The organism is Rhizobium sp. BK176 (genome assembly GCF_024808055.1).
In genome coordinates this window covers 37,982-50,223 of sequence record NZ_JANUBV010000032.1, presented here as the reverse complement: position 1 = coordinate 50,223, position 12,242 = coordinate 37,982, and the positions used below count along the sequence as shown (strand labels likewise).

Genomic DNA, 12,242 nt, shown 5'->3' with positions numbered 1-12,242 from the left:
GCAAATTTGTATCACAAATTTGCGTATCCTGCCAAACCAATATAGACTGTTTCGGTTCGCATTTGCAACCCGTCACTGGATGCATACCCAGAGCGCGAGGCTAGCCGGCGTATTGGGAAAAGTCTTGTCTCGCCATCACACCACCATGTCGTGTGAACACACGATAGTTCGATGTAGCAAGAAAGTATTACGCTATGACATAGGCATAGCCTGCTTTCACATTCTGTGGACACGTGTCCACATCTTACCGTCGTGAGCCATGCCCGATCGGTGGGTGCCCACGATGGGGCAGATTGTCCACATCGCAGGGGCAAAAACGACAGGCTGGACGAAACGCAAAGACGAACTATAATGGTTCATATTCTGCGATATCTGGCGGAGCTGACGATGTCCCTGATCTATGCAGTGGTAAGCAACAAGGGTGGCGCTGGGAAGACGACCTTGGCGACACTTCTGGCCGGGGAGTATGCGCTTGACGGGCGGCGTGTCCTGATGGTCGATGCCGATGGCCGCCAGAATCTCGCCGGCTGGTGGAAGCTGTGTCACGCCAAAGGCAACGTTCCTGGCAATATCGAGGTTACCATCGCGGCCACCCACAAGGCGGTTGCTGAGACCATAGATCGATACCGCGATGCCTTTGATGTGATCCTGGTTGACGCCGCAGGGGTTGACAGTGTGCTGCAGACGACAATCATCCGATCCTCCGACGTGGTGTTGTCGCCGGTCCAGCCAGGCATCAAGGAGATCGAGGCAGCAGGGCAGACGGTCGCCGAGGTCAATGACATCAATGACCGCTATGGGCTGTCTGTCATCCACATGAACGTTCGCACCCGAATTACCCTGCCTGGCCGAAGCCTTGCAGCCTACCGCTTCATTCGTCCTTTCGTCGCTGGCCTCATCGAGGCGAACTACCAGACCATGCTGCTGCAGACGGAGCTGTTCGAGCGCAACGTCTACCGTGACATCCAGAACGGTCTTGGCACGCTGCAGATGCAAGATCTGACCGAAAGCGTGCGCAAGGCGCGCCTTGAGGTAAAGGCCCTGGTCGAGGAGATCGAGCTGCGGCGGGTGGCGGCATCAGATGAGGTGGCAGCGTGAGCAAGGACACAATCGACATTGAGCAGTTCTCGCTTGCACCGCGCCGCGAGCCGGAAGCCAATCGAACCCTGGTGGATGCGAAACGCAGTGTCGGGGCGGCAGATAATCGCAGGGCTCCGCTGACGAACACGGCCAAATCCTTGCCGCCGCAGGCAACGGAAACCTTGTTACCTCGGCTCCCTGAAGAGGAGCGGCGCGGCCGCGCTGCAAAACGTGGCAGCGAACAGCAGGAGGCTGCACGGCGGCTTAAGAACCTGAAGCGGGCAAAGGACCGGGCAGTCCGCTTCTACGTCAACGTGCCGCTGGAGCAGGCGGTGAAGGAGAGGTTGATGCGGGCGGCCCATGAGAACGATGTGAAGATGACCGCGATCCTGCAGGCGGCCATCGACATCTATCTGCAAGACAATGGCTATTGAGAGACAGCATCGAAGGCTGCCGGTCGATCCGGCGGGCTTCGATCAACAAGGGGCAAAGCCGACTCAGAACGGCGGCTCCGGCTCGATGCGGCCGTCGAGTTCGGCCCAGATGACTTCGCGTTCGGCAAGCGCCAGTTCGAGTTCGGCTTCGATCGCCTTGCGCTCCAGAAGCGTTTCGGCATTGCGGGCCTCGGCGCGCAGTTCTTCGATGTGCTGGTCGATGGTCATCGTCGTCTCCGTGACTGATGTGACAGATGACGGCGGCAGGCAGGGCGGGGAGAGACAGGTCAAGGCGCGCATGCGACCGGCAGAGCCGGCGTGCGGAGGAACCAATTTTGTCGCAGCGTAGTGCAGCGAAGCGGAGAGAAAATCGGAGGGGCCGTGCGGCCTTGAGCTGGCTTTGCCCACCCGGCACACTGGCCCGGTCTGAGCTGACAGTTTTAGCTCTCGTGTGGCACCAGTTTTTCCCTTGCGTCCGGGTGCCAAGGGTGCTGTCGTGACGAGGCGCTATCGGTTCGACTGTGTCGAGTGCAGTGAAGATCATAGGGCGTTTGCGGAACTTCTGGGCGATGCCTATAGCAGACGCGTCCGCCCCCTCTGCCTCTGCCGGGATCCCGGTGTGGAAATGTACATCGCAGATGTCGGCGAACAGCTCGTCGTCAAGCGCATGCCGCTGACTGGTGGCCGTCATGATCCGGCTTGCCCATCCTACGAGCTGCCCTACGATCTGTCAGGACTGGGTCCATTGCTGGGCAGCGCGATCAAGCTGGACGGGGCCGACGGACTGGCGTCTTTGAAGTTGGATTTCGCGCTGACAAAGCGGGCAGCGACAGCACGTGCAGCGACCGCCTCGCTGGGCGCCAAAAGCGTTAAGATCAAGGGCAAGAAACTGTCGCTGCGCGCGCTCCTGCATTTCCTGTGGCATGAAAGCGGGCTGACGGAATGGACGGCAAACTGGAGCGGCAGGCGTCACTGGTGGCAGGTCTATCATCATTTGGTCGACGCGGCCGGCCACATGACGGTCAGAGGCGAGGCTCTTTCTGAGTGCCTATTGATACCCGAGCCCTTCAAGACCGAGGACAAGCTTGCGATCGAAGAGCGACGCTCCTACAAGCTCCGGCGCCTTTTCCAGCCATCAGCGGGATCAGGGCGGCTGATGATCCTTGTCGGCGAGGTCAAGGATTTCGCGGGGGCGCGAAATGGTCGACAGATCGTGATCAGGCATATGCCCGGGTTTCGTCTTCATCTCGAGGAGGAAACCTGGAAGAACGTTCAGCGCCGCTTCGAGCCGGAGCTCAAACTTTGGCAATCTGGCGAGACTTCGCATTTGATGATGATCGCGACAATTGCGAGCGGAGACGCTGGCATCCTTACCGTCAACGAAATCGCACTGATGAGCGTGAGCGAACAATGGCTGCCGATCGAGAGTGCCTACGAGCGACAGCTCGTCGAACGTCTGGCCCGCCTGCGGACAAAATCTGTGAAAGGTTTGCGCTTTGATCTTAGCCGCGGTCAGCCTTTTGCCAATGCGACCTTGCCTGAGATGAAGCCGCAGCCGGTCGCGCTTTATATCGTGCCGCCGTCGGCCGACGAGGCATTCGAAGCGGGGATTAAGGAGATGCTCGTCGCAAGACCTGACCTCTCGGCATGGATCTGGCGAGTTGCAGATGGCGAGATGCCTTCGCTGCCGCTGCAGAACAATTCCGTCTGATGTCCCGGACCTGGCATCTGTCGAAGTGGTGGTCCTGCAATGATCACCGCAGGCGCCGTGAAACGTTGCGAAGAGCGCTGGCCGGGTTCTCGTAAGTTCGAGGCGAAGGAGGCGGCGAGGCGCAGGGCGTTAGCCGGGAGCGACGCGACGATCGAGCCTCCGCCGGTAATAACCGGCTTCACAAAAGCAATCTGAACGGCGCGCTCAACAGGTGACATGGGAAATGCCCCGCCCGGATCTGGGCGGGGCCTCATTGCGTGGCCTATCTGCGGGCGCTGCGCGACCAGATGAGCTGCAGTCCTTCCTGGCCCTGGACTTCGGCCAGGGTCGCGTAGATCGGTGCTGCAAACGATGGGTCATCGAGCTTGACCGAGATGTAGTCGCGTTCACTCTCGCGGGCCTGCTTTTGCCACCCGGCGCCGAACTCGACCGTTCCGGCCAGTACCCGGAAGTCCGGGGCGTCTTCCGACGAGCGTTCGACGCGAACGATCTTGGCTTTGACATTGAGGTTGAGGGTCTTGATCGTGCCGGTGAAGCCGTCGCTGGAAGCGGTGAAAGAGCCGATGGTTGCCATTGCTGTCTTCCTTCTGTTGATCGGACCGCGCCCATCGCGGTCTCGATGGCTGTCGATGAGACCGAAGACGGGCGGCGCGCATCTTCAAAGACCGCAACGAAGTGGAGGACGGCCTGGTCGAGGCTTTCTTGTCATCGCGAGGAATGACGGCCCTGGCCGGCAGGGGAAGAAAACGAGCCGGCCGTTGCGCCATGCCGAACGAGCCGAGCAAGGCGAGGCGGTCTTGGGTCAGACAAGCCTCATCGAGACCGCAGTGGAGCGTCTTGTCAAAACGGGGGACACAGCCAGGCAATCACCGAGAAACGCTCGCACGATGCCTTCGCTGCCCGATCGATCCGGCCGTAATTCAGGGCTCTACTTCATCGCATCAAACTTCGGGAGACTCTAGGTTTGACGGGTACTGCCTCTTTGTTGCGCTGGCGCTGCGGCAAGGACAGGATCCGCGTGACACCGTACTGCTTTTGGCCTGCAGGTGAAGGCTGCTGTTCGTGCAGATCGGTACGATTGCGCATTGAACCGCGGCAGTGCACAACGCTTGTCGCTTTGCGTCACCGCCGGCAGAACTTGCGATGTGCCGGCATGATCACGGGCGTGGCTCTCCGAGGTCTTTGATTGATGGCGCAAGCGCCAGCGGCGACACGTTCGTCGTCAATAGTCGGCCCGGCGGCACTTACTCGGCATCCTCGCGGAAAACGAGGCAACAGTCGGCGCCAGGTTTTCTCAGCTGTTCAGCTCACGTCATCGTCGACGGATTCGAGACCGACATCGGTGGGGTCCGGCACTGTGTTTGCGAGAATTTCCTGGATGCTCACGCGTTGCTCGGCCGTCAGAGCAGTGTCGCGAAGAGTTCTTGCAACAATTGCATCAAGGCGCAATGCGGTCATCGAAAGTCTTGCTTCGGAACCGGGGCTGCCTGCGGTCACGACGGAGCGGGACCGTGCCGATGCAACGGATGTCTCGTCGTTGACCGCTTCTGCAATGACGACGGGCGCCGGCACGGGTTCGTCCACGACAGGTCCTTGCTCTTGCTGGAGATCGGTCGCTAGTTCCTCGCGATCTGCCACCATATCCGGCACGGTGGAGTTCGGCGGCAAATCGATTTCGGGGATCTCGACGCTGGCGTAGGTTCCATGGGCTGCAGCGCTTTTGAACGGCTCGACCGCGTGGTAGCGCAGTTTGCCTGCCAGGATCGGCTTTTGACCCTCGACGAGGAGAATTGCCCGATCTTCCGGCATCTGCCGGATCTCCTGCGGCATCATCAGGTCGCGTTCGCGGATCTGTTCGACCCTGGTTCGACGCGGAAGGCCGAGGCGCTCGATCGTGCGTGTTTCCGATTGATAGCGTATCGTCCGTTTGCCGAGCGAGCGCGAGGCGTATTCCGCTGTTGCCTGATCATTGGCACCGAGGATCAGTTGCAGGCCGCAGTTGCCAAGCAGTGAATGGCGGGTCGTTTCTCCGTAGATCTCATCGATGCTTTTGAGATCCTGGACGATGAAAGCCATCTTGATGTTGTAGCCTGCGATATAGGGGAGCTTGTTAAGAACTTCGTCCATGCGCTTTAGCTGCCGGAATTCGTCGAGCAGGAAATAGACCGGCACGGCATTCGGATCATGGTCGCGTGTCAGGAGATCCATCAGCTGCTGCACGAAGAGGGTCAGCAACGGTCGAAGGATGGTCATGTCGGTGATGTTGGGTGCAAGATAGATCGTCACCGGTCGGCGCTGGAGGGATACGATGTTCATGTCGGTGACGGCGGTCGCTGCGACAACGCGTTCGTTACGGAACGGCGCCAGCGCTTTCTGGATATCGAGGAGGGCCGAGCGGGCTGCCCGCTCGTTGAGCGCGATGTATGCGTTGAAGCTGGAGAGCGTGAAGCGGGAGAGATCCTTCTCTTTCTCCTTGAGCGATTTCATCAGGACCTGCAGGTCCTCACCGGTGTTGAAGAAGGCGTTGACCTCGCCGAGATTGCGCCGGTTGCGATAATGCCGGCTCTCCAGGACATAACTGATGACGCCGGCAATTACCTGCTGCGCCAGTCCCTGCCAGACGGCATTATCAGATCCGGCGGACTCGGGGATGAGAATTGCCGCCATATTCTGGATGTCGATGGTCCTTTCGCCGCGATCTGCCCGCACGAAATCCAGCGGGTTCCAGCGATGGGTCCTCGACGCACCTGGCGAAAACAAGAAAACCTGGTTGCCTCTTGCCTTCCGGTAGGCGGCGGTGCGCTCGAATATTTCGCCTTTCAGGTCTGAGACGATCATCGAGCCTTCGAACATCAGGGCATTCGGGATCACGTAACCGACACCCTTTCCGGAGCGGGTCGGCCCAATGATCAGGTGGTGACGGTCGTCCTTGCGTCGAAGGATACGCCCGCCCAGTCGGCCGAAGATATGGCCGTCGCGACGAAACCAGCCGGCGCGTCGGAGTGAGGCAACGTCCTGGAAGGCGGCATCACCAAGCGGGTTTGTTGGTCGCCGTAACCCGAGGGCTGCAGAACACGCCCCTGCGGCGATTGCCGGAAGCAATGAGGCGAGGGCGACGAACTGCAACGACCTGTTGTCTGCATAGGCAATGAACTGACGCATGGGGGCAAGCGGGTCCGTTGTCGTCATCAGCCTCAGGATCCGGCCATCCCTCCAGACGATTTGCAGGATAAGACTGTAACTCAGCATCCAGATGGCGACTGCGATCAGCAGGCAGAAACAGAAATAGGTGATGAGGTAAGAGCGGCTCATGTCGACTGTGGCGCATAGTGGATTTCGGAAACGCCGCGACGACCTCCGTCACGCCGAAGCTGGATGACGATCGGGATGACCATGCGGATATAGGACATCAGATCCTGCCTGGAGTAACCGGACGTCATGCCTGCCTGCATCATCATCATGGCGAGTTGCTCGTAGGCGCCCATCGGCGTATCGGCATGCACGGTCGACATGCTACCGGGATGACCGGTATTGATGGCACGAAGGAATGCGAATGCCTCCGGACCGCGGATTTCGCCGACAAACAGCCTGTCGGGCCGCATGCGCAGTGCTGCCTCGAGCAGCGACTGGATCGTCACCTGGGCCGTGCCCTGATCGCCGCGAGAGGCGAGAAGATGAACGCGATTGCGCTGCGGCGGTAAAAGCTCCCGTGTATCCTCGAGTGTCAGGATGCGTTCGTGTTCATCCACTGACTTCAGACAGGCATTCAGGAAGGTGGTCTTTCCGGTCGAGGTGCCGCCGCTGATCAGAATGGAGACGCGACTGAATATCGCGGTTTCGATGAAGTCGTGGATGGAGCCGGCCTGAAGCAGCGTTGTCAGGTGATGTTCAGTCTCGCTCGGACCACCGACAGTCACGCAAACCCTGTCCAGCCCGCCACTGTTCCGGTAGTCAGTAAGGCTCAGGTCATTGATGACCTGCTTTCTGATCGAGAGTGCTCCGCCGTCGGGTGCTGCTGGCGGCAGTATGATCTGAATGCGTTCGCCGGACGGCAATGCAGCGCTCAACAAGGGATTGGCGCGGCTGATGAACTGGCTGCTGGCAGCCGCAACCCGCTCTCCGATATGCTCGATCTGCGCGCACGTCAGTGCCGGGATCGCGTGGAATTCCATTGCCGAGGCACCGAGACGTTCGACGAACACCTCGCCAGGACGGTTGACGGAAATCTCCATGACGCATGGATCGCCAAGAAAGTCTGCCAGCGGCGAAAGCGCGCGGCGCAGGAAGTAGTGTGGGTCGTTACCGGAAACGGTCCTGATTAAGGCCTCGCTCATGCTTGATTTCCTTCAGTGCTTCCTGGACCGGATCCGGATACATGGCGGAAAAGTCGAGGTCCTGGCGGACGTAGACAAAGATGCGCTCGCCCTGGTGGACGCTGATCGTTGGCGGGATCTTGAGGTTTTCGGAAAGCGCCTGGTTGGCCATGTCGGAAAATGTCTGGGCTATTGTCTGCCGCGCGAGGTCGGCCGCCTCGCCCGACCGGGAATACCCATCGCTGCCTGTGGCAAACTGGTTGCTGCCATACCCGGTCAGATAGGACGAGCCTGCACCGACGATGGAGAGCAGGATCGCGGAGCCGAAGCGTTCGCGCCACTTGTTGTCAACCCGGCCGGTGAGGCCGGAGCGTCCGAGACTGTCGGCACCTATGCTGTTCAAACGGACCGAGACCCCGTCGTCGCGCAGCAAACGCGTCCAGATTATGAAAATCCGCTTTTGCCCGCGCGTGATGTCCGACTGATATTCGCCGATCAGACGCGTTCCGGTCGGGATCAGCACACGGCGACCGTCGAAGGAATAGACATCCTGAGATGTGATGGCGCGGATTTGGCCCGGGAGATCGCTGTTTACAGCGGTCTCGAGAATGCCAGGGAGAAGGGTTCCTTCGGGGATCAGCGCATCGATGCGGGCAATCTGGCGAGCCTTGGCCGATCGGTCGGCAATGGCGGATGCTGCAGCCAGATACTTGCTGTTGCGGTCCTCGCCGGCAACGATTGCTCCGCCGGCCTCGTTACCGTTCACCGATGCCGCATCGCTTGCCGTTGCCGCGATGTCGGCGACGATCTGCTTTGACCGGTATCGTTCCGGGAAGACATCCGCTTCGGAAGGAGCCGCGTCGACAGCCGGCGCTGGCGCCGGAGGGGGAGGGACATTGAACTCGCTCGCCTCGGGTTCGGGTGCGGGGGGCGGCGGTGGTGGCTCGGGGATCTGGATGATGTTGTCGGCCGGGGGTGCTACTTCCTTTTTCTCCTCGCGCAGGAACGACGGTGGCCTGAACGTCGTGGTGGAAAACTCCTCGTCTTCCTGCAGGGCATTTTGAGCCGGCTTTTGCGGCGAAAGAGCGAAGACATAGGCAAGTGCTGCTCCGCCAAGCACAAGGGCAGTGCCGCCAAGTATGCGCTTTCCTCGAACGTGCCTGTCACGCACTTCGGCTTCATCGGCGGCAAGCATTGCTTCCAGTTCCGGAGAGCGCTGCATCAGTTGCCGCTCCTTCGACGAATGCTTGCCTTGTCCTCCGGGGAGGGTCCAAGGATTGCCGGATCCGGCCCGCCGAAGTCCGGTTTTCCCAAATTGAAAATACAGGTCCAGTCACTTCCATCGCGCAGCGTGTACTGGACCGCCGTGCCGTCAACGACGAGGTAATCTGCTTCGCGCCGCATGTTGCGAAGCGTCTCGCTGAAATCATCGTTGACGGCAAAGATTGCCGGCACCTTGGAACCGAACTTGAAGAAGGTCTTTTTGCCATCATCGAAGACCATCAGCGGCTTCAGGCCGGGATTGCCGGAGAACGAATAGTTTATGTTGACGTTGGCCTTGTCGATGCCTGAGATGTTCGGATAGGAGGCGCGAGCTTCGGCCTCTTTCAAGAGAGACCTGTTCAGGTCCCGGTCCGGGTAGACAAAGCGGATGCCGAAGACCTGTCTCTTGTCCTCGGGCGCAAAGTCGTTGAGCTCCAGATAATAGATCCTTTTCGTGGTCACGACGTTGAGGTTGGTCGCTACATTCCTTGCCTTCGGCTTGACGAAGAGAATATTGCCCTTGTCCGTTGGTACAACGTCCCAGCTTTCGGTATCGCCAACAGCGATGGTCTCGAAAGTCTCGTCCTCGTCGAAGATGATCATGGTCGAAATCCCGTAGGTGGCGGAGACCCGCACGACGTTTTCGGGCTGGTAGACGACACGGGTCACACGCGGATCAAGCCGGCCGGCCGATGGTGTCTCCGCACTTGCCAGAGGCAGGGCTTGCGCGAGAACGGCGAGAGCCGCGGCAATCATTCTATAGCCTCTCACTGGTTATTCTCCGTTACGGTTTCCTGGTCGCGCCGGTAGTCGTAGACCTGAAAGCCGAGCGGATTTTCAAAGCGCCACTCGTTGGTCGCAGGCGTATCGGTGTAGCGATAGCGCACCACGGCAATCCAATGTCGGGTGATGGTATCCGTGTCGGAAATTTCACTTGTCGAGAAACGGACGATCCCGGTCGAGCTGTTCGGAAACGTCACCGATGCAATTTCGGTTGTCACCTTCCTGTTCTTGCCAAAGACCCTTGCGGGATTCTTCGCATTGGCGGCGCTATAAAGCTCCTTCAGCTCGCGCGCGGCATTGCCGGTCGACAGCAATGCGGCAACCCCGAAATTTTCTTCGATGGCGTAGGGATCATAACCCTCGCGGGAGCGGATGTAGCGAACGATGTTGGCCTGGGTGATCGCCTGCTGGTCGGTGAGACTGGCGGGCCGGGTCAGGCCACTCTTGACTTCGACATAGCCGGTATTCCTGTCGACCTCGACGATATAAGGCTCGAAGCTTTTGAGCGGGACGATGAGGACGAGCGCCGAAAGGGCAAGCACCGTAATGCCTGCGAAGACCGAGGTCACCAGCCAGGCAAGCGTTCGCGATCGCTTCGCCTTCTTGACGATTTCCTGTTCCCAGATGTCTCCGCTCTGGTAATAGGTGCGAAGATCAAGTTCCTTTGTGTCAGCCATCGTTCAAGCTCTTTGTGATGGTTCAGCCGGGAAGGCCCTGTCTGGAAATTTTTGCTTGCATGGCGTTGCGCGCGCCGGAAGCAGCGGGATTATTATCGTTCGTGGTGAAGCGGCTTGAGAGTGAACGGCCAGCGCGATAGGCGCGCCTGGCGCCGCCTGTCGTTGCACCCGCTGCGTTGATCGGAAGTCGCAACCCAAGCAGGGCCGACGTTCTTGTTGCAGCGCTCCCGACGCCATAGGCGATACCGCCTGCGATCCCTTGCCCGATCGACTGGATGTAAAGCATCACGAATCCGCCGGCGAGACTGAGCAGCAGGAAGCCGGCAATGTCGGGAAGTGTCAGCGTGCGGGAATTGCTTGCTGCGTCGATCTTCGTCAGCTCCGGATCCATCGCGGAAATCAGGAAGGCAGCAATGACGTAGATGAAGAGCGGGATCAGCGCATAGGTCAGCACCTGGTTGAACCAGCCCATGCCGTAGGCCCGCGTCCGGTCAAACAGCAGGCAGGCGATGAAGATCGGAGCGGTGCCGATTAGGACCCAGAGCATGACCTTGGCAAGGATGAGGATGGCAAGCGCTATGGCGATGAAGATGCCAGCACCCGCCATGATCAGGATACCGATCATGCTTGGCAGGATGGAGAAATAGCCGGACTGTTCCGCAAACACCGATGCTGCTTCATTGGCGGTGTTCCAGATCTGCGACAGACCGTTTGTCGGCTCGGTAATCCCCGTGCCTGAGGCAGCCAGAATGGCGCGACCGGCATCCTCAGGCGTGTCGCTGAGCCAGCGATAGAAGAGATTGTCGAAATTTGCCCAGGAGCTGACAAGGGTGAGGATCAGCATCATCCTGACGAGCCTGCCAATGACCTCGCCGACGGAAAGTCGTGACGTGCCCATGACGAGCTGCAAACCGTACCAGGCGACATAGGCCATGAACATGACGCGAAGGAGCGGCATCAGCTCATCACCGACGACAGTATAGGCCTGCGCCGAAAAGCTCGATCCTGTCTCTTCGATGCGCTGAAGAAGGTCGCCGAGGAAGTCCTGCATTACCGGCTGTCCTTCCGGGCGGGATCGACAATGCCGATCGCGTCAAACGCGGCCACCGGATCGTTAAGGCGGTGCATGGCGCCGCAATCGCTTCTTGGATCGGGGGCATAGGCAAGCGGGCCTGGCCGTTTGCACGGAGCGGACTTTTCCCTTGCGCTGCCGCAGCCCGTCAGGAAAACAGCGCAGGCTGCGGCAATGACCAAAAGCTTTTGGATCATTCTACTTGCCTAAGCTCAGAAGTTTCTTGGTGTTCGAAATATCGGTAAGCCGGCGCTGGTTTTCGGCCTGCAACGATGACACGGCGCCATTCATCACTCCGATCATCTCGTTAAGCGTCAGGCCGGATTGCACCTGCAACTGGGTATTCTGGTCGATCGATCCCTTGATGTCCTCGGCCGCACCAATATGCGCTCCAGCCTGCTGAAAAGCATTGCGGCGGGTCTTAAGTGCCGTCTGGGAGCCGTTGATGAGGGCTGAGACGCCAAGCACCGTGTTGACGAGCTGCTCATAGGATTTATCGCCGGAGAAGCCGCTTTCATCCTTTCCCGACAGGCTTTTGACGAGTTGCAGCCCGTTGACGAAGGTTGCTGCTGCTCTTGCGACATCACCGTTCAAGGATCCGAAATTCGGCGCCCCCTGCTTCAGGATACCGTCAAGGGATGGGATCGATGAAGCACTGAAGCCGTTACCGACCGCGAGATCCTTCAAGGGGGCTGCCGTGCTACCGCGATCTCCGGTGACCGCCTTCAATGTGTCCTGGACGGTCGTCAGAATGTTCTTGTTGGTATCCAGGATCTTGTCCGTGGTCTCGGCGGTCTGCTTCGCCACCTGGTAGTTGGTCCTGTCAATGACCGGCACGTCGGCAAGGGCTGCCGGTGCAGAGGCAAGCAGGAGGCAAACGGCTACAAGTTCATGTCTCATTGCATCTTC

The 12,242-nt window shown here is 59.4% G+C and carries 13 protein-coding genes; 3 read left to right on the top strand and 10 right to left on the bottom strand.

What is annotated here, in order from left to right; genetic code table 11:
* Positions 1-387: 387 nt before the first annotated feature.
* Both FHT76_RS38120 and FHT76_RS38115 read left to right on the top strand, forming a co-directional pair.
* Positions 388-1,098, top strand: a complete 711-nt coding sequence (locus FHT76_RS38120) for a ParA family protein (RefSeq protein ID WP_259186649.1) — start codon at positions 388-390, stop codon at positions 1,096-1,098.
* Positions 1,095-1,514: a hypothetical protein gene (locus FHT76_RS38115; protein ID WP_183865009.1), complete on the top strand. Its 420-nt coding sequence runs from the start codon at positions 1,095-1,097 to the stop codon at positions 1,512-1,514. Before FHT76_RS38120 ends, FHT76_RS38115 begins: the two co-directional genes overlap by 4 nt.
* Before the next feature lie 63 nt (positions 1,515-1,577).
* Here the strand turns inward: FHT76_RS38115 and FHT76_RS38110 are convergent, their stop codons facing one another.
* Positions 1,578-1,742: a hypothetical protein gene (locus FHT76_RS38110; RefSeq protein WP_183865010.1), complete on the bottom strand. Its 165-nt coding sequence runs from the start codon at positions 1,740-1,742 to the stop codon at positions 1,578-1,580.
* A 223-nt stretch (positions 1,743-1,965) separates the two neighbouring features.
* Here FHT76_RS38110 and FHT76_RS38105 point away from each other — a divergent pair, with 223 nt between their 5' ends.
* Positions 1,966-3,225 (top strand): DUF1173 domain-containing protein, encoded by a 1,260-nt coding sequence (locus tag FHT76_RS38105; protein ID WP_259186645.1) that lies wholly within the window; start codon positions 1,966-1,968, stop codon positions 3,223-3,225.
* A gap of 262 nt (positions 3,226-3,487) precedes the next feature.
* Here FHT76_RS38105 and FHT76_RS38100 read toward each other — a convergent pair whose 3' ends face one another.
* The 9 genes from FHT76_RS38100 to FHT76_RS38060 form a co-directional block, all read right to left on the bottom strand.
* A complete protein-coding gene (locus tag FHT76_RS38100; protein ID WP_183865012.1) occupies positions 3,488-3,799 on the bottom strand; it encodes a DUF736 domain-containing protein in 312 nt (103 codons plus the stop codon).
* A 728-nt stretch (positions 3,800-4,527) separates the two neighbouring features.
* Entirely contained in the window at positions 4,528-6,537 is a 2,010-nt protein-coding gene (locus tag FHT76_RS38095) for a type IV secretory system conjugative DNA transfer family protein (RefSeq protein WP_259186643.1), read from the bottom strand.
* Positions 6,534-7,559 (bottom strand): P-type DNA transfer ATPase VirB11, encoded by a 1,026-nt coding sequence (gene virB11, locus FHT76_RS38090; protein ID WP_259186641.1) that lies wholly within the window; start codon positions 7,557-7,559, stop codon positions 6,534-6,536. The genes FHT76_RS38095 and virB11 overlap by 4 nt, the downstream gene beginning before the upstream one ends.
* Positions 7,525-8,760: a type IV secretion system protein VirB10 gene (virB10, locus tag FHT76_RS38085; RefSeq protein ID WP_259186640.1), complete on the bottom strand. Its 1,236-nt coding sequence runs from the start codon at positions 8,758-8,760 to the stop codon at positions 7,525-7,527. Before virB10 ends, virB11 begins: the two co-directional genes overlap by 35 nt.
* Entirely contained in the window at positions 8,760-9,572 is an 813-nt protein-coding gene (locus tag FHT76_RS38080; RefSeq protein ID WP_405049533.1) for a TrbG/VirB9 family P-type conjugative transfer protein, read from the bottom strand. Before FHT76_RS38080 ends, virB10 begins: the two co-directional genes overlap by 1 nt.
* A complete protein-coding gene (locus FHT76_RS38075) occupies positions 9,569-10,261 on the bottom strand; it encodes a virB8 family protein (RefSeq protein ID WP_183865015.1) in 693 nt (230 codons plus the stop codon). Before FHT76_RS38075 ends, FHT76_RS38080 begins: the two co-directional genes overlap by 4 nt.
* A gap of 22 nt (positions 10,262-10,283) precedes the next feature.
* Positions 10,284-11,312, bottom strand: coding sequence for a type IV secretion system protein (locus tag FHT76_RS38070; protein ID WP_183865016.1), 1,029 nt, complete (start codon positions 11,310-11,312; stop codon positions 10,284-10,286).
* Positions 11,312-11,530 (bottom strand): hypothetical protein, encoded by a 219-nt coding sequence (locus FHT76_RS38065; protein ID WP_183865017.1) that lies wholly within the window; start codon positions 11,528-11,530, stop codon positions 11,312-11,314. The genes FHT76_RS38070 and FHT76_RS38065 overlap by 1 nt, the downstream gene beginning before the upstream one ends.
* 1 nt (position 11,531) lies before the next feature.
* The gene (locus FHT76_RS38060; RefSeq protein WP_183865018.1) at positions 11,532-12,233 is read right to left on the bottom strand and encodes a type IV secretion system protein; all 702 of its coding nucleotides are present in this window, start codon (positions 12,231-12,233) and stop codon (positions 11,532-11,534) included.
* Positions 12,234-12,242: the final 9 nt, after the last annotated feature.